Source organism: Streptomyces sp. NPDC049687, from assembly GCF_044465285.1.
Classification (GTDB): domain Bacteria; phylum Actinomycetota; class Actinomycetes; order Streptomycetales; family Streptomycetaceae; genus Streptomyces.
The window spans coordinates 42356-64339 of sequence record NZ_JBITLN010000013.1; the positions used below are offsets into that span (position 1 = coordinate 42356).

General features: G+C 70.9%; 18 protein-coding genes. 7 read left to right on the forward strand and 11 right to left on the reverse strand.

Going from position 1 to position 21984, the window contains the following annotated elements; genetic code table 11:
* Positions 1 to 86 precede the first annotated feature (86 nt).
* Positions 87 to 944 (forward strand): hypothetical protein, encoded by an 858-nt coding sequence (locus tag ACIBVL_RS32940; RefSeq protein ID WP_399102928.1) that lies wholly within the window; start codon positions 87 to 89, stop codon positions 942 to 944.
* A gap of 55 nt (positions 945 to 999) precedes the next feature.
* Here ACIBVL_RS32940 and ACIBVL_RS32945 read toward each other — a convergent pair whose 3' ends face one another.
* Complete coding sequence (locus ACIBVL_RS32945; RefSeq protein ID WP_399102930.1) at positions 1000 to 1785, reverse strand: ABC transporter ATP-binding protein; 786 nt, start codon at positions 1783 to 1785, stop codon at positions 1000 to 1002.
* Positions 1786 to 1805: 20 nt separating this feature from the next.
* Positions 1806 to 3602, reverse strand: a complete 1797-nt coding sequence (leuA, locus tag ACIBVL_RS32950; protein WP_399102932.1) for a 2-isopropylmalate synthase — start codon at positions 3600 to 3602, stop codon at positions 1806 to 1808.
* A 185-nt stretch (positions 3603 to 3787) separates the two neighbouring features.
* Between leuA and ACIBVL_RS32955 the strand changes: the two genes are divergently transcribed.
* A complete protein-coding gene (locus tag ACIBVL_RS32955; RefSeq protein WP_399102934.1) occupies positions 3788 to 4477 on the forward strand; it encodes a FadR/GntR family transcriptional regulator in 690 nt (229 codons plus the stop codon).
* 61 nt (positions 4478 to 4538) lie between these two features.
* Entirely contained in the window at positions 4539 to 5303 is a 765-nt protein-coding gene (locus ACIBVL_RS32960; protein WP_399102936.1) for a thioesterase II family protein, read from the forward strand.
* A 3-nt stretch (positions 5304 to 5306) separates the two neighbouring features.
* Here the strand turns inward: ACIBVL_RS32960 and ACIBVL_RS32965 are convergent, their stop codons facing one another.
* Positions 5307 to 6296: an NADPH:quinone reductase gene (locus tag ACIBVL_RS32965; protein ID WP_399102938.1), complete on the reverse strand. Its 990-nt coding sequence runs from the start codon at positions 6294 to 6296 to the stop codon at positions 5307 to 5309.
* A gap of 361 nt (positions 6297 to 6657) precedes the next feature.
* Between ACIBVL_RS32965 and ACIBVL_RS32970 the strand changes: the two genes are divergently transcribed.
* Positions 6658 to 7998, forward strand: coding sequence for an IS701 family transposase (locus ACIBVL_RS32970; protein ID WP_399102941.1), 1341 nt, complete (start codon positions 6658 to 6660; stop codon positions 7996 to 7998).
* A gap of 175 nt (positions 7999 to 8173) precedes the next feature.
* Here ACIBVL_RS32970 and ACIBVL_RS32975 read toward each other — a convergent pair whose 3' ends face one another.
* From ACIBVL_RS32975 to ACIBVL_RS33000, 6 genes are all read right to left on the reverse strand, one after another.
* Complete coding sequence (locus ACIBVL_RS32975) at positions 8174 to 10105, reverse strand: anthranilate synthase family protein (RefSeq protein WP_399102942.1); 1932 nt, start codon at positions 10103 to 10105, stop codon at positions 8174 to 8176.
* Positions 10105 to 10731 carry an isochorismatase family protein gene (locus ACIBVL_RS32980; RefSeq protein ID WP_399102944.1) on the reverse strand — a complete coding sequence of 209 codons (627 nt, stop codon included), beginning with the start codon at positions 10729 to 10731 and terminating at the stop codon, positions 10105 to 10107. Before ACIBVL_RS32980 ends, ACIBVL_RS32975 begins: the two co-directional genes overlap by 1 nt.
* A 29-nt stretch (positions 10732 to 10760) precedes the next feature.
* Positions 10761 to 11531, reverse strand: a complete 771-nt coding sequence (locus ACIBVL_RS32985; protein WP_399102946.1) for a 2,3-dihydro-2,3-dihydroxybenzoate dehydrogenase — start codon at positions 11529 to 11531, stop codon at positions 10761 to 10763.
* A gap of 96 nt (positions 11532 to 11627) precedes the next feature.
* Positions 11628 to 12800 (reverse strand): 3-deoxy-7-phosphoheptulonate synthase, encoded by a 1173-nt coding sequence (locus ACIBVL_RS32990; protein ID WP_399102949.1) that lies wholly within the window; start codon positions 12798 to 12800, stop codon positions 11628 to 11630.
* Between the two features lie 437 nt (positions 12801 to 13237).
* Positions 13238 to 14827, reverse strand: coding sequence for a class I adenylate-forming enzyme family protein (locus tag ACIBVL_RS32995; protein WP_399102952.1), 1590 nt, complete (start codon positions 14825 to 14827; stop codon positions 13238 to 13240).
* Positions 14828 to 14843: 16 nt separating this feature from the next.
* Positions 14844 to 15389, reverse strand: a complete 546-nt coding sequence (locus ACIBVL_RS33000; protein ID WP_399102955.1) for an SRPBCC family protein — start codon at positions 15387 to 15389, stop codon at positions 14844 to 14846.
* A 168-nt stretch (positions 15390 to 15557) separates the two neighbouring features.
* On the opposite strand from ACIBVL_RS33000, the gene ACIBVL_RS33005 reads away from it, so the two are divergent.
* The 3 genes from ACIBVL_RS33005 (at position 15558) to ACIBVL_RS33015 (ending at position 18465) form a co-directional block, all read left to right on the forward strand.
* Complete coding sequence (locus ACIBVL_RS33005) at positions 15558 to 16049, forward strand: RrF2 family transcriptional regulator (RefSeq protein ID WP_399102958.1); 492 nt, start codon at positions 15558 to 15560, stop codon at positions 16047 to 16049.
* A gap of 74 nt (positions 16050 to 16123) precedes the next feature.
* Positions 16124 to 17368, forward strand: coding sequence for an MFS transporter (locus ACIBVL_RS33010; protein WP_399102960.1), 1245 nt, complete (start codon positions 16124 to 16126; stop codon positions 17366 to 17368).
* Positions 17365 to 18465 (forward strand): thiamine pyrophosphate-binding protein, encoded by a 1101-nt coding sequence (locus ACIBVL_RS33015; RefSeq protein ID WP_399102962.1) that lies wholly within the window; start codon positions 17365 to 17367, stop codon positions 18463 to 18465. The genes ACIBVL_RS33010 and ACIBVL_RS33015 overlap by 4 nt, the downstream gene beginning before the upstream one ends.
* Positions 18466 to 18544: 79 nt before the next feature.
* Here the strand turns inward: ACIBVL_RS33015 and ACIBVL_RS33020 are convergent, their stop codons facing one another.
* Both ACIBVL_RS33020 and ACIBVL_RS33025 read right to left on the reverse strand, forming a co-directional pair.
* Positions 18545 to 20116, reverse strand: coding sequence for a class I adenylate-forming enzyme family protein (locus tag ACIBVL_RS33020; RefSeq protein WP_399102965.1), 1572 nt, complete (start codon positions 20114 to 20116; stop codon positions 18545 to 18547).
* A gap of 513 nt (positions 20117 to 20629) precedes the next feature.
* Positions 20630 to 20839: a hypothetical protein gene (locus ACIBVL_RS33025; RefSeq protein ID WP_399102968.1), complete on the reverse strand. Its 210-nt coding sequence runs from the start codon at positions 20837 to 20839 to the stop codon at positions 20630 to 20632.
* Positions 20840 to 21984 lie beyond the last annotated feature (1145 nt).

The window sequence follows — 21984 nt, forward strand, 5'->3', positions numbered from 1 at the left end:
GCCTGTCCGGGCGGCCGACATGTCGCTTCGACGCTGCCGACGGGGGGTTTCTCGCCAGATCAGGCATTCACACCAAGGAGCTTGTGATGAGCGTCATGACCGGTGTTCAGGTGTGGGAAGGACTCGTCGCTCTGGAGCAGGAGCCGACGCGGCTCGCTGAGACGCTGGACGGCCTCTGCACACGGTGGGCAAAGGGGGTGGGCGCTGTCGCACTGACCGTGCCACCGCTGCTGCCGGTCGCCGATCTCGCCGTGCTCGACGTCTACCGGAACTTCCCCCAGCTCGCCCTGGTCTCCTCGGCCCTCGACGTCGACACCGTCGGGGCCGGGCAGCTCGAACAGGAGGCTGTCGCCGGCCGGTTCGCCCCCGGCTCCCTGCGCCCGGCAGGCCTCGCCCTGCCCTCCAGCGCCTGCTACGGGGTTTATCTCCACTACCGCCACCGGCAGGTGCCTCAGGACGGTGAGCTGGTGACCCTGCTGGGACAGTGCTTCCGCAACGAGGACCACTTCGACGGACTCCGCCGCCTCAAGGCCTTCCGGATGCGCGAGGTCGTGGCGCTGGGCACGCCGGAACAGGCCACGGCCCACCTCGACCGCTCGGCGCGGTTCCTGGACGCGCTGGCCGGTGCGATCGGTCTGCCGCTGGAACGGCGGGCGGCGTCCGACCCGTTCTACGACCGGTCCGGAGCGCGCGCCGCCTTCCAGCAGATGGTCCCGGTCAAGCACGAGTACGTCTACAAGGGCATGGCGATCGCCTCCGTCAACACCCATCACGCCTTCTTCGGAGAGCGGTGCTCGATAGCACTGTCCGGCGGCGGCCCCGTCTCCACCAGCTGCGTCGGCTTCGGCATCGAGCGATGGCTGCACGCCTTGGCCGACCACTTCGACGGCGACTGGAGCCAGGCACAGGACGCCGTCGAGAAGGCCGGGACATCGCTGGCCTGACAGAGCCGGTCGCGGTGGCGCGTGCCCGTCGGCATGTGCCACCGCGACCACCACGTCAGCCGCTTCCGCTGCCGGCCGGGCGGCCCGCGCGCACGCTCCACCGTCCGTCCACGCGCGTGAGCCGGATCGGATGGTCGAAGCACTTGCTGACCTGGTCGCTGGTGAGGACCTCGTCGGCGGGGCCGGCGGCCAGACAGCGCCCGTCGCGCAGCAGCATCACATGGGTCGTCCCGGGAGGCAGTTCCTCCAGGTGGTGGGTGACCAGGACCGACGCGAGGTCCGAGTACGTGTGCTGCAGTGTGTCGATGCGTTCGATGAGCTGTTCGCGGCCGGCGACGTCCAGGCCGGTCGCCGGCTCGTCCAGCAGCAGGAGCTGCGGACTGGGCATGAGTGCACGGGCGATCAGCGCCCGGCCCCGCTCACCCTGCGACAGGGTCGGCCAGCGCGCCTCCACGCGCTCGCCGAGACCGAGCAGGGCGATGAGACGCTCCGCCGTCGCGACCTGTTCGGGTGTCGGCCGCCAACGGGGAACCTTCTCCAGGGTGTTGGTCAGCCCGGTCAGCACGACGTCCCGCACCTTGAGGGGGGAGCGCAGGTCGTGCCGGGGGTTGACGTGGCCGACGTAGGAGCGCAGTTGGCGCATGTCGACCCGCCCCAGTCGGTGGCCCAGCACCTCGACCGTGCCACGGGTGGGGTGGGCCAGCGCCCCCAGGAGACCGAGCAGGGTGCTCTTGCCCGCCCCGTTGGCACCGAGCAGCGCCCAGTGCTCGCCGGCTCGTACTGTCAGTGAGACCTCGCTCAGGATCGGATTGCCGTCGCGGACGACGTCCACATCCGCCACACGCAGGACCGGGGCTGCCGTCACGAGGAGGCCCGCCCGGAACGGTTGACGGCGGCCATGACGGCGTGGACCGACGCGGTCAGCACGGAGGTGTCCCAGCCCGCGCCCCAGCAGGGGATGTCGTCCACACGGCATTCGACGTAGGCGGCGGCCGGGCTGCCCGGGCCGGTGGCAGTGGAGTGCTCGGTGTAGCTGAGGATGTCGACGCCGATCCCGACGGTACGCAGAGCGTCGGCGAGGGCGGACAGCGGGCCGTTGCCGGTGCCCTGGCAGGGACGTTCGCGTCCGCCGACGACCAGCGTGCCGGTGAACCGGTGCTCGCCGGGCGTGGGTTCCGTGGCGGCCCAGGAGGCCAGTGTGACCGGGCCCTCCAGAGCCGGGGCGATGTACGTGGTGCGGAACAGCTCCCACAGCTCCTTGGCGGACAGCTCCTGACCGGTGGCGTCGGTGACCTTCTGCACCGCGCGCGAGAAGTCCGGGCGCATCGCCCGGGGCAGGTCCAGACCGTGGTGGGTCTGGAGCAGATGGGCGATGCCTCCCTTGCCGGACTGGGAGTTGATCCGGATGACCTCCTCGTACGTACGGCCGATGTCATCCGGGTCGATGGGCAGATACGGCACCGCCCAGGCGGCCTCCCCGGCGGGGACGCCCTGCTCGGCGGCCTGCTTGGCGTGGTGGGCCATGCCCTTGGCGATGGCGTCCTGGTGGGTGCCGGAGAACGCTGTGTGCACGAGGTCGCCGCCGTAGGGGTGGCGGGGGTGGACCGGCAGGCGGTTGCAGTGCTCCACCGTTTCGCGCACCGCGTCGATGTCGGAGAAGTCGATCATCGGGTTCACGCCCTGTGCGTACAGGTTCAGGGCAAGGGTCACCAGGTCGACGTTGCCGGTGCGCTCGCCGTTGCCGAACAGGCAGCCCTCCACCCGCTGCGCGCCCGCCAGGACGGCGAGTTCGGCGCAGGCGACGCCGGTGCCGCGGTCGTTGTGCGGGTGGACCGACAGGATCACGGACTCGCGGCGCGCCAGGTGGCGGTGCATGTACTCGATCTGGTCCGCGTAGACGTTGGGCGTGGCGATCTCCACCGTGGCCGGCAGGTTGTGCACCACTGGCCGGTCCGGACTCGCGTCCCACAGCTCCGTCAGGCTGTTGCACACCTCCAGGACGAAGTCCGGCTCCGTGAGGTTGAAGACCTCCGGGGAGAACTCGAACCGGATGTCGGCCTGCGGGCGTTGCTCGGCCCGGCGCATCAGATAGGTGGCGGATTCCCGGATCAGCGCGTGGACCTCGGCCCGGGAGCGGCCGAGGACCACGTCCCGCCAGGTGGGCGCGGTCGCGGTGTAGAGGTGTACGAGGGTGCGGGGCAGCCCCTCGATCGAGGCGATGGTTCGGTCGATCAGGTCCCGGCGGGCCGCGGTGAAGACGGAAACGGTCACGTCGTCGGGGACGGCGCCGCTGTCTGCCAGGTGGCGGACGAAGTCGAAGTCGGTCTGGCTGGCGGAGGGGTAACCCACCTCGATCTCCTTGAAGCCCATGGTGACCAGGAGATCGAACATCCGGCGCTTGCGTTCGGTGTCCATCGGCTCGGCCAGCGCCTGGTTGCCGTCCCGCAGGTCGACCGGCACCCACAGCGGGGCCCGCTCGATCCGGCGCGACGGCCAGGTCCGGTCCGTCAGCGGCAGGGCCACCCGCTCGTGCGCGGGCCGGTAGCGGTGATGCGGCATCGCGCTGGGACGCTGGGGATTCCAGCGCGGCGCGTCGGCCGGCACCTCGCCGGCAGGAGTGCGCAGGGTGGGGAACATGCTCGGGGAGGAGTGAGTCATGGTGCTGAGGTTCCTTCAGTCGGCCATCCGCGACCGGCGCAGCCCGGCACCCGCTGCGGGGTGCCGGTCGTGTCAGGCCCCGCAGCGGCAGCCGAGAAGAAGGAGCTCGTGCAGCAGCATGGGGGTACAGTAACGACAACTCAGCTCCTCAGACAACCCGAGAGGTGTGGGAAGGTGAACCTCACATGTCACTAAGTGCCTTGCGGCCGTCCCCCTTGGTCGAGCAGGCCACCGTGCGCCTGCGGGAACAGATCACCGGCGGTGAGTGGGCCGTGGGAACCAAGCTCCCCGGCGAGACCGCCCTGGCGAAGTCCCTCGGTGTGGGGCGCTCGACCGTCCGTGAGGCCCTCCGTGCACTGTCCGGAGCCGGGCTGGTGCAGGCGCGCCAGGGATCCGGTGTCTTCGTCATCGCGACCAAGCCCAAGGAGGACTGGTCCACCCAACTCCGCCAGGCGGCCATCACCGATGTCTACGAGGTCCGGATGCTCGTCGAAGTCGAGGCCGTACAGCTGGCCGCGCAGCGCCGGACCGACGACGACGTCGCCGCTCTCCACGGGGCCCTGGCCAGGCGTCGCGAGGCCGCGCACGCCGGGAACGCCGAGTTCGTCGAGGCCGACATCGCACTGCACGAGGTCATGGTCGCCGCGGCGCACAACCCGGTACTCACCGGCTTGTTCAGCGAGTTCGTACCTGTGTTGCAGCAGCGGCTGCTCGATCTGCTCGAGCTGCTCAACCTGCGCTCCGACAACCCGAACCACGGCGACGAGGGGCACGCCGAACTCGTGAACGCCATCGTCCGGGGAGACGCCGAGGCGGCCGGACGCGCGCTGCGGGACGAGCTCGAGCAGACGCTCGCTCTGCTCTCCTCCCTGTGACCTGCGCCGTCGTCTCGAAAGAGCGGTGACCATGCTCCATGCCGAACCGTGGATACGGCGCTTGACCACCGCCGCATCGCCCGCCACGCCCTGGACAGTCCTCTTCTTCCCGCATTCCGGAGGCTCCGCAGGCTCCTACCAGCACCTCGCCGAGCGGGTGGCCGACAGGGCATGGGCGGCGTGTGTCCAGTACCCGGGGCGTGCGGAACGCGATCGAGAGCCCCTCTTCACCGATGTCCACGTCCTCGCGGACCAGGTGGCCGCAGCGCTCGCCGACGTACGCGAGGAAGGGCCGATGATCTTCTTCGGCCACAGCCTGGGCGCGGTAGTGGCCTACGAAGTCGTCCGGCGCACGCCCGACCAGCGGCAGATCGTTCTCGTGGCCTCCGGGCATCCCGCCCCCTCACGCATCACACTGCCTGCCCTGGACCCTGTCGGCGACGATGCGGAGGACCGCGACGGCCCGCTGATCGAACTCATCACATCACTGGGAGGTGCCGACGCCGACCTCCTGGACCATCCGGTGCTGCGCCGCATGTTCCTGCCTGTCATACGCAGCGACCTCATGGCGCACAGCCGTTACCGCCCGGAAGCCGACTCGGCGGTCGACTGCCCCGTCGTCGCCCTCATGGGCGCTGCGGATCCCCTCACCAGCGCTCTCGGCGTACGGGCATGGGAGCAGCACACGACTTCCGGTCTGCGTGTTCATGTACTGCCCGGGGGCCACTTCTTCACGCAACAGCACGCCGACGAAGTGGCGGACATCCTGCGCCGCGTGATGACAACCGATCGGGACCCGCAGGCAGTTCAGGCATCGCTGGACTGACCGTCACCCATCGGCGGCCCGGACCTCGAGGACCAGCCGCTTGCCGTGCAACTCGCCCCGTTCCATCCGTCGGTGGGCCTCGGCGGCGGCGGACAGCGGCCAAATGTCGACGGTCCGGGGCCGCAGACGGCCGGTCGCGAGCAGCCGGTTGATGGCGCGGGCTGCCTCGGACAGCTCCGCCGCGGTGGCGTGGGAGATGGCGAAGCCGACGATCGAGCCGTCCTTCATGTAGAGCGGGCCGACCGGCAGGCGCGGGGTGGAGCGGGCCCCCGCCAGCAGCACGATCCGGCCGCGGTGGGCGAGCAGTTCGACGGCGGAGGTCAGGTCGTTGCCGCCCGAGGTGTCGAGATGGAGGTCGATGCCCTCGGGGCTCAACTCGCGTATGTCCTCGGCGAGTTTCGGGTCCCGGTAGTCGAGTACGGCTTCGGCGCCAAGGGTGCGGCAGTACGTGGCGTCGTCGGCCGAGCTCGTGGCGATCACCCTGGCACCGGCGTCGGCGGCGAAGCGGACGAGAGCGCTGCCGACGTTGCCGGCCGCGCCGGCCACCAGCACGGTTTCCCCGGCTCGCAGCCGCCCGTGAGTGAACAGGGCGAGGTACGCGGTGGCAGCCGGATGCACGGTGGCCACCGCCGCCACCGGGTCCACCCCCTCGGGCAGGTGGTAGAGACGGTCGGCCGCCACGACCACCTGTTCGGCGGCTGCCCCCGGGCGTCCGCCGTGACCCGCGCTGTTGCTCCACACCAGGTCGCCCACGGCGAAGCCGGCGGGGACCGGGCCGGCGGCGCTCACCGTGCCCACCAGGTCCCGGCTGATCACGGCCGGATACTGGAGCGCCGTCCGGAACACCCCGGAGCGGACGAAGGTGTCCACCGGGTTGACCGTGGTGGCCAGGACATCGACCAGGACATCGGCCGGGCCGGTCACGGGAGGGGGCAGCTCTGCGCAGCGGATGTTCTCCGGCGGTCCCAGTTGCTCGATGAATGCTGCTCGCATGGTTCGGATCCTGGCAGAGGCCGAGCGGCCCGCGGCCGAACCAGTTGATCGTTTGTCAACTCCGGTGGCTGATCGGGGCCGACGCAGCCGCCGACCGGCCCGTAGGCCCAGGCCGTGGCAGGCGCTGGAGGGACCGGGAAGGTCTTTCCGTGGTCCCCAGGAGTAGGTAAAGTAACAACAACACCTCAGAGGACCTGAGTACCTGAGGTGTTCTCAATCCACCTACGGCACAGCGAAACCAGGCCAGTCGTTCGATCACCCGGTCGTCCCATGAAGCGCGCCGGCTCATCTCCGCCCGGCTGCGCCGCCCAGCCTGGCAAGGGAGCCCGGACGGAAACCGCAGGGCATGCAGGGGGGAGCCATGAGCAGTTCCGTTGTGCACGAGCTCGTCGGCAGGGGGCGCGCCGAGGCCCAGGAGCACATCCTCGGCGAGGTCTGCTCGAAGCTGTTCGCTTCGCTGCCGCGGAGTGACCAGCGCCGGAGGGGGGTCCAGTACGTGCGGGGCCTGCTGGCGGTGGAGGGCCGGAAGTCGATTCGCAAGATCGCCGCTCTGGTGGGCGGCCCGGCGACGGAGCAGAGCCTGCACCACTTCATCTCCAGCTCCACCTGGGACTGGGTACCGGTCCGGCGGGCGTTGGCCCGGTACCTGGCCCGTACCGCCACAGCGCAGGCCTGGGTGGTCCGGCCGATCGTCATACCCAAGGCCGGGGATCACTCGGTCGGCGTCGATCGCAGATTCGTCCCCGACCTCGGACAGGTGCTCAATGCGCAGCGCGCGGTGGGCGTCTGGGCCGCCGCCGAGGAACTGAGCTTCCCGGTCGGCTGGCGGCTGCACCTGGGCCGGTCCTGGCTGGACGACGCGCCACGCCGCAGACAGGCGGCGATCCCGGACAGCGCGGGCGCCGAGACGCTGGGCGACTGCGCGGTGGAGGCCCTCCTGGAGCTCGCCGTGGACCGGGAGCTGCCCCGCAGGCCGGTGATCATCGACGCCCGGGAGCTGGACGCCGCCGCGCTGCTGTGGCGGCTGCGCGCGACCGGGAACCCGTTCCTGGTCCGGGTCGACGGCGTACTGCCGCTCACGCCGGCCGAGGCGCCGCCTGCCGGGCACGGGAACGACCTGCTGCCGGCGCATCAGCTCGCCGGTGCCGTCCGTGAGTTGCGCCGCCCGGTGGTGTGGTCCGATCACGCCGGGCGGCTGCGCACCCATCTGGTGGCGGCGACTCCGGTCCGGCCGGCCTCCCGCAGCCGGGCGGTCACCCCGGCCACGGGGCCCGACCTGCTGCTGCTCGGTGCCGGGCCGTGCGGTCCGCAGTGGCCCACGGAGTTCTGGCTCACCGATCTGGCGCCGCGACAGGCGACGTTCGCCCCGTCGCGAGGCCCGGCACGGTCCTCCGAGCTCGCGCTGCCCCAAGCCCTCGACTTCGCTCGAGCAGGAGGGACACCCAGGACGCGGCTCCTTGACAGGCAGACGTCGCCTGCCAGGGCACTGGCGGCCGTGCCCCTGCCTTCGCTGTTCCGCCTGAGCCGCCTGATCGGTCAGGTCGACCGGGACTTCGGCAGGATCACCGAGCAGGTGGGCATCCGGGACTTCGCCGGGCGTTCCTACAACGGCTGGCACCGGCACGTCACCCTGGCGTCTGCGGCGCACGCGGTGGCAGCCCTGAGCGGCCAGACCGATGTCAGGGCGCGCTCCGCCTGCTGACCGTCGGGCCCGGCGGGGGCGCAGGAAGCAGCCCCCGTCCTCCGATCCGGGCGCGGGCGTCCCCGGTCATGCCCACGGTCATGCGCCGTCGTCCGGCTTCCCCGCCCCGAGTGCGCGGGTGACCGGCGCCGTCATCGCCCGGTCGGGGCCGGAGGCCGAGGGCGAGCAGGGCGCGTCAAGGCCGACCCGCGGGCGTCCTGGCCGGAGCACGGTTGCCACCGTGGGAGGAGGTCGCGGCCAAGGCACCATGAGCGGCCAGCACATCGGCGATCAGGCCCGCGGTCAGCCGTAGCCCGTCCCGAGTGAGTACCGACTCGGCGTGGAACTGCATCGACGCGAAGTGCGGACCGAGCAGCCCGTGCACCTCACCGGTTCCCGGGTCCCCGCTCACGCGGACGGCGCCGACACCGGGGCACTCCAGGGTCTCCCCTTCGCTGCGGGCAGCGAAGGTGTTGTAGAAGCCCACCCGCTCGGTGCGGCCGAAGAACTCGATCTTCCGCTGTACTCCCTGGTTCGGCACGTCACGCCGCACCAGGGGCAGGCCGAGCCGCATGGAGAGCACCTGGTGGCTCAGGCAGACGGCGAGGAAGGGATGCCGCTCGGCCAGCAGGGCGTCCACGGTCTCTCGTAGGCGCGCGATCTTGGGGTGTCCGGTCTCGCGCGGGTCGCCCGGGCCGGGGCCCATGACGACCAGGTCGTGCGCTTCGAAGGAACAGTCCTCGTCGTACCGGCGGACCGTCACCTCCAGGCCGAGGGAGCGCAGTTGGTGCCCGATCATGAAGGTGAAGGTGTCCTCGGCGTCCACCACCAGGACGCGGCGCCCGGCCAGCGCAGGCTCGGGGCGACGCCGCTCTTCCTCAGCGATCAGCCAGAACTCGGCCAGATCGGCGTTGCGGCCCCGCAGAGCGGCCCTGACCTCGGGGTGCCCGCCCAGGCTGCCCCGGTCCGCCGCCTCCAGGGCGGCGATCAGGCCTGCCGCCTTGGCCGCCGTCTCCGCCACCTCGGCGCGCGGGTCGGAGTGCCGTACCAGGGTGGCGCCCACGCCGATCCGGACCCGGCCGGTCCGGTCGATGTCGGCGGTGCGGATCAGGATGGACGAGTCCAGTGCCGGCCCGCCCGCCGCATCGCGGTCGATCAGCGCGATGACGCCGCTGTAGTAGCCGCGTCCCCGGGGTTCGTACCTGGCGATCACGCGGGCCGCGCTCTCCAGCGGGCTGCCCGTCACCGTCGGGGCGAACATGGTCTCGCGCAGGATCTCCCGCGGGTCGAGCTCGGTGCGGCCCTCGATGAAGTACTCCGTGTGCGCGAGCCGGGCCATCTCCCTCAGGTGCGGTCCGACCACCCGGCCGCCGGCCTCGCAGACCCGGGCCATCATCTTGAGCTCCTCGTCGACCACCATGTAGAGCTCTTCGGTCTCCTTGCGGTCGGCCAGGAAGTCCATCAGCCCCGTCAGTGTCGGCCCCGAGGACGGGTAACGGTACGTCCCGCTGATCGGGTTCATCACCGCCGTACCCTCGCGCACACTGATGTGCCGCTCGGGCGTCGCCCCGACGAACGTGCGGTCTCCGGCGTGCACGATGAACGTCCAGTACGCGCCCGACTCGCGCACCATCAGCCGCTTGAAGAAGGCCAGTGCGCTGTGCACCGTGTAGTCGGTGATGTCGGCGACGAAGGACCGCCGGATGACGAAGTTGGCGCCCGCGCCGGTTCCTATCTCCTCCGTGATCACCCGCTGCACGATCTCGGCGTAGTCGTCGTCCGCCACGTCGAAGTGCTTGCCGGTCAGCCTGACGGGGCGGTCGGGTATCCGGCCGAGCAGCTCGGGCACCGGGGCCAGGCCGTGCTCGGTGACGGTGAGCGCGATCAGCGGCTCCCCGTCGTCGGGGCTGTCGAAGCCGCGCTCTGCGATGTGCCGGTACGGGACGAGCGCCAGCACCTTGCCGGCCGGCGGGATCAGGTCGGTCGTGTCCGCCGTCGAGGTCTCGCCGAGGAGGACGTCGAGGGTGCCGGGACCGGTGGTCTCCGGTCGGTGCAGCAGGGCGAAGGCCGGGGGGCTCGGCGCCAGGATCCGCGCCAGCGCCTCCTCGTACCGGTGACTCGGCGTCATCACGCCACGATCTCCTTCGTGGTGACGACCATGCCGCAGCGCTCCGCCGCGTACCGCAGTGCCTGCCGGTGGTGCCGCTCGGAGAAGTCCGCCACGGCGTCGGCGACGAGGAAGACCTGGATGTCCCGGGTGAAAGCGTCCACGGCGGTCATCAGGACGCCGACGTGCGCGTACACGCCGCAGACGATCAGCTGGTCGCGGCCGCGCGCGTGCATGCGCTCCAGCAAGTCGGAACGGTAGAAGGCGCTGTACCGCCACTTGGTGAACATCCAGTCCCCGGGGGCCGGGGCGAGCGGCTCGACCACGTCTCGGTCCACGGGGTCGACCCGCATGCCGGGACCCCAGAAGTCGCGCAGCAGACCGCGATCCTCCTCGGTCATGCCGCCCGGTTGCGCGGTGTAGCCCACGGGCATGCCGAGCGCGGCGCAGTGGCTGCGCAGTGCAGCGATGTTCCGCACCAGCTCCGCCCGCGGAGCGTCCTGCGGGAGCGGGGCCACGAAGTAGCGCTGCATGTCGTGGATGAGCAGGACGGCGCGCGCCGGATCCACCGCCCAGTCGGCGGTGTTGGCGGGCAGGTCGCCCGCGGTCGGCATGCGGTACGGCTCGATGGTGGGTATGCCGGCCATCGCTTCCCTTCGGTCGGGCCGGACGGCGGTCAGGCGCCGAGCGCCGCGCCGCCGTCGACGGTCAGGTGGCTGAGGGTGATGTGGGAGGCCTCCGCGGAGAGCAGGAAGACGACGGCGTCCGCGATGGCGGAGGGCTGGGCGATCCTGCCGAGAGGGATGCCCACCCGGAAGGAGTCCAGATCGCCGTGCACGGTGGCCGCAGGGCCGCTTTCGTCCTGCCACATCGAGGTGAGCATCGGAGTGTCGGTGGAACCGGGTGCCACCACGTTGCAGCGGATCCCGTACGGGGCCGCCTCCAGGCCCAAGCTCTTGGTGAACATGGCCGCGGCGGCCTTGGACGCCGCGTAGGCGGCCATCGCACTGCGCGGCACGTACGCAGCGTTGGACGCGACCGTGACGACGGCCCCGTGCCGGCGCCGCGCCATGCGGTCGACCACAGCCCTGGAGGTGTGGAAGACCCCGTTCACGTTGACCGCGAACGTCGTACGCCAGTCTTCGTGGGAGTAGCCGAGAACCGGGCCGAGGCGCAGCACGCCGGCGGCGTTGACCAGGTACTCGACGGGGCCCAGCCGCTGCTCGACCTCCTCGACGGCGGCCTCGACCGCGTCGGCGTCGCTGACGTCCACCGGGACGCCGTGCACGGTCAGGCCCTCCGTGGCCAGCTTGTCGGTCAGGTCGGCCAGGCGCTGTTGGTCCCGGTCCATCGCGGCCACGACGGCCCCGCGCTTGGCCAGGGCCCGTACCACCGCTGCGCCGATGCCTCCGGCCGCTCCGGTGACGATGGCAACCGTGTGTTCCACGTTCTCCGCGCCTCCCTGTCTCCGTGTCTGCGGGGTGTTCTGTGGGGGTGTTCTGCGGGGACTGCGCTGGTGCCGCCGGGCTGCGAACCGCCGGACTCAGCCCTGCCAGGCGGCGACGACCGCCACCGCCTGCTCGGGGTTGAGCCTCGGATCGCACAGGGACGTGTACTTGTCGCCGACCCGGGCGAGGTGCCCGCCGTCCTGGGCGCACTCGGTAACGTCGTCCGGCGTGGTCTCCAGGTGCAGTCCTCCGGCCACGCCGCCCGCGGCGCGCACCGCGCCCCGGAAGCCCTCCACTTCTTGCAGGACGGTCTCCACCAGACGCGTCTTGAGGCCGTCCGGCGTGGTGACGGTGTTGCCGTGCATGGGGTCGGTGAGCCAGATGACGGGATGTCCGGCGCCCTTGACGGCGCTCACCAACCGCGGCAGCCGCTCGCGGACGTGGTCCGCTCCCATCCGGGAGATCAAGGTGAGCCTGCCGGGCTCCCGGATCGGATCGAGCCGCTCGCACAGCGCCAGCAGTTCGTCCGGGGTCATGCTCGGGCCCACTTTGCAGGCGACGGGGTTGTCCACCGTCGCGAGCAGGTCGACGTGGGCCCCTTCGACCTGCCGGGTCCGCTCTCCGATCCATGGCCAGTGGGTGGAGGCGAGGAGCAGGCCTCCGTCCGCGGTGGGGCGGGTCATGGGGATCTCGTAGTCGAGCAGCAGCGCTTCATGGCTGGTCCACACCTCGGGGCTGAGGCCGGGCCGACGGGGCTCGCCCAGCCAGCCGAGGTGGGTCATCGCCTCGCCGGCGGCGGCGTAGCCGAGCAGCAGCCGTTGCGGATCAGGGCGCCTGCGGGCGGGATCCGGTTCCGGGCCGTTCACCATGTGCCCGCGGAAGACGGGCAGTTCGATGCCGCCGGCCATCTCGGTCGGATTGCTGCGCGGCTTGGCGAACTGCCCCGCGATACGGCCGACCCGGAGCACCGGCCGGTGGGTCGCCATCATCAGCACGCCCGCGAGGACGTCCAGCAGACCTGCCTTGCGGGCGACGGAGCCCGGCTCGCATTCGGCCGGGTCCTCGGCACAGTCGCCTGCCTGCACCACCATCGCCTCGCCGGCGGCGACCCGGGCCAGCAGGGCGCGCAGCCGGGCCACGTCGGCCGCGCTGACCAGCTGCGGGCGCTGGGCCAGTTCGGCCGTGACGCTCCTGAGTTCCGACCGGTCTTCCCATAGCGGCTGGTGCAGGACCGGCCGGTCGACACAGCCGTCCAGCAGAGATGTCAACAACGGTCCCCCAAGGGTGGGTTGGTGAGAGGCCCCCGGCTTCTCGCGGGGGCACTGGAAAGGCTCGGTCCGGGCTGCCGCTTGCGACAACGCCCGTCCGCGCACTCCGTCAGGTGCCGAGGACTTCATCAAGTCGGCCGCGCTGTGTGTGATGAGACGGGCGACTGGTCTTGCGGTATGGGCAGTTCAGGTCGGCGGAAGTCGTAGCTGTCGGCAGTGCGGGCAGTTCAGGTCCCGGGCGAAGCCGTAGCTGTCGCCCCAGTGCGGGCAGTTCGCGTCGCGGGCGAAAGTCGCGGCTGCGGGGGCTCGGGCATCCAGGGCCGTAGCAGGCACCGTGCGCCCCCGTCGCGACGCCCGGCCCGCTCCCCCCAGCTCTTCGGGCAGGGGCCCCATGACGTCACTCCTTGACGTGCGAACGTTGCCTGCCGCAACCCGTCCTAGCGGCCCCGCTTCCCTTCGGTGGCCGGGCCGGCCGCGAGCAGCCGGGCGAGTTCCAGTCGCTTGATCTTGGTGGTGGCGGTCTGCGGCAGTTTGCCGTGCTGCCACTGCACCGGATCGCGCATGGGTGGCAGTCCGGCGGCGGCGGCGCGCCAGGCGGCCGGGTCGAGCGGCGTGTCGCCCCGGGTGCACACGACGGGCACCGGGCGGCCGTCCTGGTCCGGGACGATGATCACCTCGACCAGCTGCGGCAGCCGGCTGAGCAGCGCGTCCTCGGCGGCCAGGGTGCTGCCGAAGCCCTCGATCAGGTCGACCTCCCGGTCGAGCATATGGATGCAGCCCCACTTGCTGCGGTACCCCACATCGCCCATCCGCCACCAGCCGCCGGGCGAGAGCTGCCGGTCGTAACGTTCCTGCTCGCCCAGGTAGGTGACCACCCGTCCGTCGCTGCGCACCTCGATGTAGCCCGGGTTGTCGGCTGACGGAGGGCGGCCGTCCCGGCTCACCACTCGCACATCGGTGAAGCCGGGGAAGGGGAATCCGACGCAGCGGCCGTCGTCGTCCAGGGTGCGCCGCCGGGTGAAGCCGCGGACCACCGCGGGGCCCACTTCGCTCTGCCCGTAGAGCTGGCCGAAGACCGGCGAGCGGCGGCTGGTCGCGTGCAGCAGGCGGTGCACGGTGCGCGGATGGATGGCGTCGAAGGTGCTGCTGAACAGCTTGACGTTGGACAGCGGGCCGCGCGGGTCGTCCGCCAGCTCCTCCCACTCCATGAAGGAGTTGGGGTGCGCCTCCAGGATGCCGGGCTTGAGCCGGGCGAAGATCTCGGCGACGTGTGCGGCGTCCGCGTCGCGCAGCATCAGGATCGGGAAGCCCCGCAGGAGCGAGATGGCCAGCGCGGTGATCAGCCGGGAGTGCACGAACGAGACGTGCATGGCGATGGTCTCCCGCCCGCTGATCAGCGGGGCGAGGACGGATGCCTGGGGCCGGTAGCGCGATTGCAGACTGTAGCCGGTGTGCACGGCCAGTTTGGGAATGCCGGTGGTGCCGGAGGTGTGGGTGATCAGCGTCGGGTGGTCGGCGGGCATGGTGACGGGGTCGACGCGGGCGGCACCCGCCAGTGAGCCCAGCCCGATGCCTGCCGGGTGGCTGCCGGATGTGAGCAGCACCTGCTCGGCCGCGTCGGCCGCGTCGCCCGGCAGTTCGCGCTCGAGCGTCGCCTGGTCGGTGATCAGGTGGGGCCGGCCGGTCCGGCGGACGAGCTCCGCGGCCGTCGCGCCGTCCAACATGGGCGAGAGCAGCACCGGCACGGCGCCGATGCGGGCGACAGCGCAGGCGAGCAGCGTGATGTCGAAGCCGTCGGACTTGTAGACCACCACCCGGTGACCCGGCCGGACAGCCGCCGCCCACAGCCGCGAGGCGAGGTCGTCGATCAGGTCGGCGACCTCGGCGATGGTGGCACGGCGGCCCAGCTCCGGGGCGATGTCGAGGTCATGGTCCAGGATGAGGACGTTCGACGCATGCCGGGCGGCAGCTCGCTCGAAGAGCCTGCCCAGGTGGATACCTCTGTTCCCCACGCGTTGCAGAAGCACCTGACTGCCCTTCGGTTCAGTGCTGCTCGATGACGGCCTTGATCCGCTGGAGGGTGCTCTCCAGGTCGTGCTGGACTTTGTCGGACCACTCCGTGAAGAAGCGCCGTCTGGCCTGGCCGTCCATCCCGGCGGTGATCCCTCGTATGCCCTCGGTGGCCCGGCCCATCCGGAAGTGGTGCACGAGCAGGCTGCCCTCCGGCGCCGGAACGATGTCGAAGCCCCAGACACTCTCCTGACGGCGGCCCGCACTGTCGCGCATGGCCCACCGGAAGGTGCGGCCCGGTTCGGCGGCCACCACCTCGGCGTACGTGGTCCACCTGCCGCGTACGACCGGTGCCCAGGCAACGATGTCCGCGCTGCGGACGTTCTCGCCCCGGAAGACGGCACCGACCGTGGCCGGTTCGCCTTCCACCCAGGTGCCGCCCTGGCATTCCGGACTCCACTCGGCGCTCCGTGGCAGGTCGCTGATCAGCGCGTACACCTCGGCGGGCGCGGCATGCACCGGCGTCTCGGCACTGACCCGGAAGAGGGCGGCGGTTTCGGAAGTCGTCGTCTCAGCCATGGCAGGAATCCTCGCCATGGGCCGGGAGGGGGGTCAAAAGTGTGCGGCCGGGTCTGTCAAGTCGCTGACTGTCACGGTGCCTTGACCGCGACCATCTACGTCACGTCACCAGACGGGTCGCGTCCGGATGGAGTGGCGCGCCAGATTCTGGATAGTTAGTATCCAGGTATGCGCATGGGTGAAGGCGTGGAGTGGGGGCTGCACTGCTGCCTGACGCTGGCCTGGCTCGACAACAGGCCGGTGCCGTCGGCGAAGCTCGCCGCCCTCTTCGACATCTCGCCCACGTATCTCAACAAGTGCCTCCAGCGCTTGGTCAGAGCGGGGGTCCTCACCTCGATCCCCGGCCCGCGGGGTGGCGTGCAGCTCGCGCGAGCCCCGGAAGACATCACACTCATGGATGTCGTCGCCGCCCTGGAGGGACGGGAAACGCTCTTCTGCTGCACGGAGATCCGGCAGCAAGGGGCAGCGGGCGCGGAGACCTCCGCGCGTGAGTTCGCGCAACCGTGCGGCATCGCCACCGCGATGCGCCGAGCGGAACTGGCCTGGCGGCGCGAGCTCGCCGGGCAGACCATTGCCGATCTGATGGCCTCGGCGCCGACCAGCTCCGCGCGCCGGATCCGCCACACCTACGACCGCATCAGCGCCCGCCCCGGAGTGTGACGCAGGGGCCGGCGGCCGTCGTGTCCGCGGATCCCACCGCTTCCTGGAAGGGCCGCAACAGATGGAGATTCTGGATGTTCAATGTCCTGAATAGGGATTCGGGGGCCAAGCCCGCAACACAGCAGACGCCTGCCGGGGACGGCGGGCTCGCGCCCACCTTCGTGCTCGCTCTGGGCACCTTCGCAGTGGGCACGGACGCCTTCATCACTGCGGGCTTCCTTCCCTCCATGGCCCACTCGCTGCACGTGTCCTCCTCCGCCGCCGGGCAGTCCGTCACGCTGTTCGCCGCGGCCTACGCCGTCCTGTCACCCGTGCTCGCCACGCTGACCGCGCGGCTGCCCCGGCGGGCACTGCTCGTCGGCGCGTTGACCGTCCTTGGCCTGGCGAACCTGCTCTCCGCGCTCGCACCGAACTACCCAGTTCTGATGGCCAGCCGGGTCATCGCCGCCGCCGGAGCCGCCGCCTACACGCCCAACGCGGGGGCGGTCAGCGCCGCACTGGTCCGTACCGAACTGCGCGCGCGGGCCCTGGCCGTGGTGATCGGCGGACTGACCATCGCCACCGCCCTCGGAGTGCCGCTCGGCAACGTCGCGGCGCGCTGGACGAGTTGGCGCGTCGCGTTCGGGGGAGTGGCGACGCTCTGCGTGCTGTGCGCGATCGGCGTCTTCCTGGTCATGCCCCGGCTTCCCGGAGCCGGTCGGGTGCCGCTGCGCACCCGGCTGGCCATGCTGCGCAGGCCCGGCGTGCTGGCCGTGCTGCCGCTGACCACCCTCGGCATGGCCGCGTGCTACACCGCCTACGCGTACAGTGTCCCGGCCCTCGGGGCGGTGGGCGTGCCCGGTTCCGCCATGGTCGTGATGCTGTTCCTGTACGGACTCGGCGCCGTGGTCGGCAATCTCCTCGCCGGCCAGGCCACCGACAGGGTCGGAGCAGTGCGGGTGCTGACCGTCGGTTACGCCGTCATGGCGCTCACCTTCGCCGTGCTGGCCTGGATGGCAGCCACCTCCACCAAGGACCTCACGGCCCTCGTCGGTGTGCTCGCCTTCACCTGGGGAGCCAGCAGCTGGTGCCAGACACCCCCGCAGCAGCACCGGCTGATCGCCGCCGCCCCCCAGGAGGCCCCGCTCGTGGTGTCGCTGAACTCCTCCGGCATCTACCTCGGCATCGGCCTGGGCACGGTCATCGGCGGACTGAGCCTCTCCTCGGGACTGGGACTCACCTATGCGCTGGGAGCCGTGCTCGCAGCGGTCGCCCTGGTCTGGCTGGTGGTCACTGCCCGTGCGACCGACGTCCGGATTAGCGAGGAGGAGGGACGATGACCGTCCTGGACACGCCCACCACCGCGGCCCCCGGCACCGTCCCGGACCCCGTCGGCCCACCCGTCACCGGCGCGGACTGCCTGATGCGCGCGCTCCAGGCGGCGGGCACCGACATCGTCTTCGGCATGCCGGGCGGCGCGATCCTGCCCGCGTACGACGCGCTGCTCGACGCCTCGGCCATCCGGCACGTGCTGGTCCGCCACGAGCAGGGCGCCGGCCACGCGGCTGCCGGATACGCCCTGGCCACCGGCCGGGTCGGGGTGTGCATGGCCACCTCCGGCCCGGGAGCCACCAACCTGGTCACGGCGATCGCCGACGCCCACGCCAGGAGCGTGCCGCTGGTGGCGATCACAGGTCAGGTCCCGCGCTCCCTCCTCGGCAGGGACTCCTTCCAGGAAGTCGACATCTGCGGCATCACACGGTCGATCACCCGGCACAACGTCCTGGTCACCGACGCACATGAGATCGCTGACCGGGTGCTGGAAGCCTTTCGGCTGGCCGCCGACGAGGAGTCCGGGCCGGTGCTGGTGGACATCACCAAGGACGCGCTGCAGCAGCAGGTGCCCGCACCCGGGATCCAGTACACCCCGCCGGCGCAGCGCCCTGGCCTCGCCCCCGCCGTGCCCGCGATCCCGGCGGGCAACCACGCGGATGCCCCGCTGACCCCCGAGTCGGTGACGGCCGCCCTGGCCCATGGGGCGGAGCCGCCCACGGCGTACGTGGTCGGGCCCGGCGGCCACGCCCCATGGGCCGAGGAGTGCCCCAGCACACTCGTGGGGCCGACCGGGTACGCCGTCCCAGCCGCCCTGGGCGCCGCCTTCGGCCGCCCCGACCTGACAGTCTGGGCGGTCACCGGCGAGGACTGCTTCCTGGCCACGGGCCGGGAGCTGGCCACCGGGGCACTGAACGGCATCCCCGTCAGGGTCGCCGTGCTCCGCCGCGACGGCGACCGTCCGCAGGCGGACCTGGTGGGTCTGGCCGAGTCGATGGGCTGCGTCGGCATGCGCTGCACCACCCCGGGCGAGCTGGACGCCGCGATCCGGCGCTCCGGCACCATTCAGGACCGGCCGGTGCTGCTGGACGTCGTCCTCTCGTGACGGGCCACGGCCTCTCAGGCCGGGCGGGACCCTGCCCAGGGCCCCGCCCGGTCCTCCTGCGGAAAAGCCGGCCCGGCTGTCAGCGACCGTCCTGAGGCCGCGTCAGCAGCCGTGCCAGCTCCAGGCGTTTGATCTTGGTGGTGGCGGTCTGCGGCAGCTCGTCCAACCGCCGCTGCGCCGGCTCGGCGAGCGCGGGCAGGTCGGCCACCGCCCGGCTCCACCGCGCCCGGTCGAGCGGCTGATCGTCGCGCGTGCACACCACCGGCACGGGCGTGCCGCTCTCGTCCGGGACGATGATGACCTCCAGTAGTTCCGGCAGGCGGGTGAAGAGCTTGTCCTCGATCTCCAGCGTGCTGCTGATACCCGGGATCTCGTCCACCTCGCGGTCCAGCAGGTGCAGGCATCCCCACCTGGTGCGGTAGCCGAGATCTCCCATCCGCCACCAGCCGTCCGGCGAGATCTGCTGGTCGAAACGTTCCTGCTCGCCCAGGTAGGTGACGATACGTCCACCGCTGCGTACCTCGATGAAGCCGGGCGAGTACTTGGTGGGCGGACGGCCGTTGCGGCTCACCACCCGGACGTCGGTCATCCCCGGGAAGGTCCGCCCGACACACCTGCCGTCCGCACCGAAGCGGTGGTGCCGGGTGTACGTACGGGCCGCGATGGCGCCGGTCTCGCTCTGACCGTAGGTCTGTGCGAAGAACGGCACGGCCCGCTTCGAGGCGGCCAGCAGGGTGGCCACGGTGCGGGGATGGATGGCGTCGAAGGTGTTGCTGAAACAGGCCACCCTCGCCAGCGGCTTCGCCGGGTGGTCCGCGAGTACCTCCCAGTGCAGCAGCGTGTTGGGATGCGCCTCGATGACGCCCGGCGGTATCCGTGCGAACATCTCGGCCGCGTTCTCCGGGGCGTCGTCGCGCAGCAGGATCAGCGGATGGCCGCGCAGCGCGAACAGCGCCGCTCCGCTGATCATGCGCGAGTGCGCGAACGAGACGTGGACGGCGATCGGCTCCCGCCGCCCCACCGGGGCCAGCAGCACCGATTGCGGACGGCAGCGAGCCAGAATCGTGTGGCCCGTCTGGACGGCAAGCTTTGGCAGGCCGGTCGTGCCCGAGGTGTGCGTGATCAGTGCCGGCAGGTCCTGCGGCATGGTCACAGCAGGCACGCGCTCGCACCCGGCCGACGAGGCGAGCGACACCGCCCCCGGGAAGCTGCCGGCGGCCACCAGCACCCGTTCCGACAGCTCGAGGACCTCGGCCGGCAGGTCCCGCGTCAGCTTGGCCTCGTCCGTGACCAGGGTGGGCCGGCCGATCCGCCGCAGAAGTTCGGCGACCGTGGCGCCGTCCAGCTTCGGGGAGAGCAGCACGGGCACACCGCCGACCCGCGCGACGCAGTAGGCGAGCAATGAGATGTCGAACCCGTCCGACTTGTGGATGACGACCCGTTCCCCGGGGCGCACCCGCGCGGCCCACAACCGGGAGGCGAAGTCGTCGATCAGATCCGCCAACTCCGTGAGCGTCAGGCGGCGCCCGAGTTCGGGCGCGATGTCGAGATCGTGGTCCAGATAGACGGGACTCGCCGGATGGCGGGCCGCCGCTCGGTCGAAGACCGTCCCCAGCTGGATCCCCTTGTTGGCGACACGCTGCAGAAACATGCCCAACATCCTGGGACGCCGGCAGCCCGCTGCCAACGCGGGCCTGCGCACTGTGTCAACTCCTCGTCCGCGCAGGGCGCCGGCCTCAGCCGATCTACAGGGCGAATGACGCTTGGAGGGAGGCTTACTGGTGTACGGAGCGGCGGCTGGCCTGGTGTGTTGCTGGTTCGCTGAGAGGCGGGGTGGGCGGCTTTGGTGGGGAGGCCGGGGTGTGTGAGCTGGAGTTGTGTGTTGTGTGCTGAGCGGGGCTGGGTTCGTTGAAGGTAGCTCTGGCGTGAAAGGGTTCGGCTTGTGTTTGTGCTGCTCAGGGCTTTTTCTGCCTGCTCGGCGGGTGGGGTTGGCGGGTGTGTGTGGGGCGTTGGTGGGTTTCGGCGAGATGGTCGAGGCGGATGGTGTCGAGTGAGTTTTTGATGATGCGTTCGGTGCCGTCGCAGCTGGCGGTGATCGCGGCTTGGCGGATGAGCCTTGTGAGGGATCTGATGCGAGCCGGCGGTGCGCTGGTGGAGGTAGGTGTTAGGTGGCAAATGGCCTCTGCGTCCTCAGCGCCCAGAAGGAGCCCAGCGTCCGCTGGCGTCCCGTGATGGCGAGGCTGATCTCCTTGAACTTCGTGAGCAGGCCACTGATGAGCCCGACGGCGGCGCCCGAGGCGGCGGCGCCCAGGTGGAACTTGCCAAGAAAGTCCCCGGCCTTGGCGACCTCGAGGAATTCCTTGCCGGGGGACATTTACTTGACCATGTCCCAACCGCTTTTGTTCTCCTCTTCCTCCGTGTTCTGTCCGCCCTTCTCGATCGCCTCCTTGAGTTCCTTGATCTTCGCGTCGAAATGCGTGGTCGTCACGGCCGACTTGGCGTGGGTGTCGAGTTTCTACTCGACGCCCGTGACCTTGTCGTAGATCTCGTCCGGGGTGTGCTGTCCCATGACTACTTCTCGATGGCCGAGCACCTGTGAGGCACGCACCCGTGAGGCACTCCTATATAGCGCCAAAGCGGACCTAATCGGGTGGTGCGACGGCATGGCTCGCCCTTGTTCGAATTGCGCGCCCCCGGTACGGTTTTGCGGGGCACGCTCGACTGAACGGGGGATGCGTGAGACTCTGGTACTTCTTTTTGGGAACAGGGGCCATGGCGATTTCTGGGGTGTTTTTCGTCGCCGCCTTCATGCTCTGGCATTCCGGTCGGTACGACACGAGTTCTTCTTCGCCGAGACCCAGGCTCGTCGCGCTGAACGCGGGCGCCGGTGTGGCGTTCCTGGGGCTCTGTCTGTGGCTCTATTCGCTGTGAGCCCGAGGCCCTGTCCGTTGTGAGTGCGAGTGTGGCGCCCGCCGGTCAGGGCCGGCCCCTGGCTGTCCCCGCCGGGCCTCCGTCAGGGCGTCCATCCAGCCGGCCGCGTAGGCGCGGGACTCCCGGGCGAGCAGTTCTTCGTACACCGGGTCGAGCAGTGCCTCGCGGTCAAGCTGCCGAAGGCCGGCGGCCCCCGGCATCGGCCGACGTCGTCCTGCGCGAGGCGGAAGGGCGCGGGTCGAGGCGGCCTCTGTGGCTGGGGGGTCTCAGCGAGGTCCACGGAGCCGAGAACGTACGCCTTGTCGCCCGGTTCTCCTGACTCGCGGCTCAGCACGTGGTGGCACTGCCCTGCTGGTCGAACGCTCAGCTCGATGCACCCTCTGGAGAGAGGTGGTCTCGGTGGTACTGCGAATGCGTTCATGCCTTCGCAGTATCCGATCAATGGGGGGCGATGCGCCGAAAGGGTTTGTCACGAGCTCGTATGTCGACGATGATCACCTCATGACGATCAGAAAGGGCCATGCCGTCTAGGCGCTCCGCTCCGCTCTCCGCCGCTCGCGCGCCGCCGACCGCCGCTCACGACAGCGC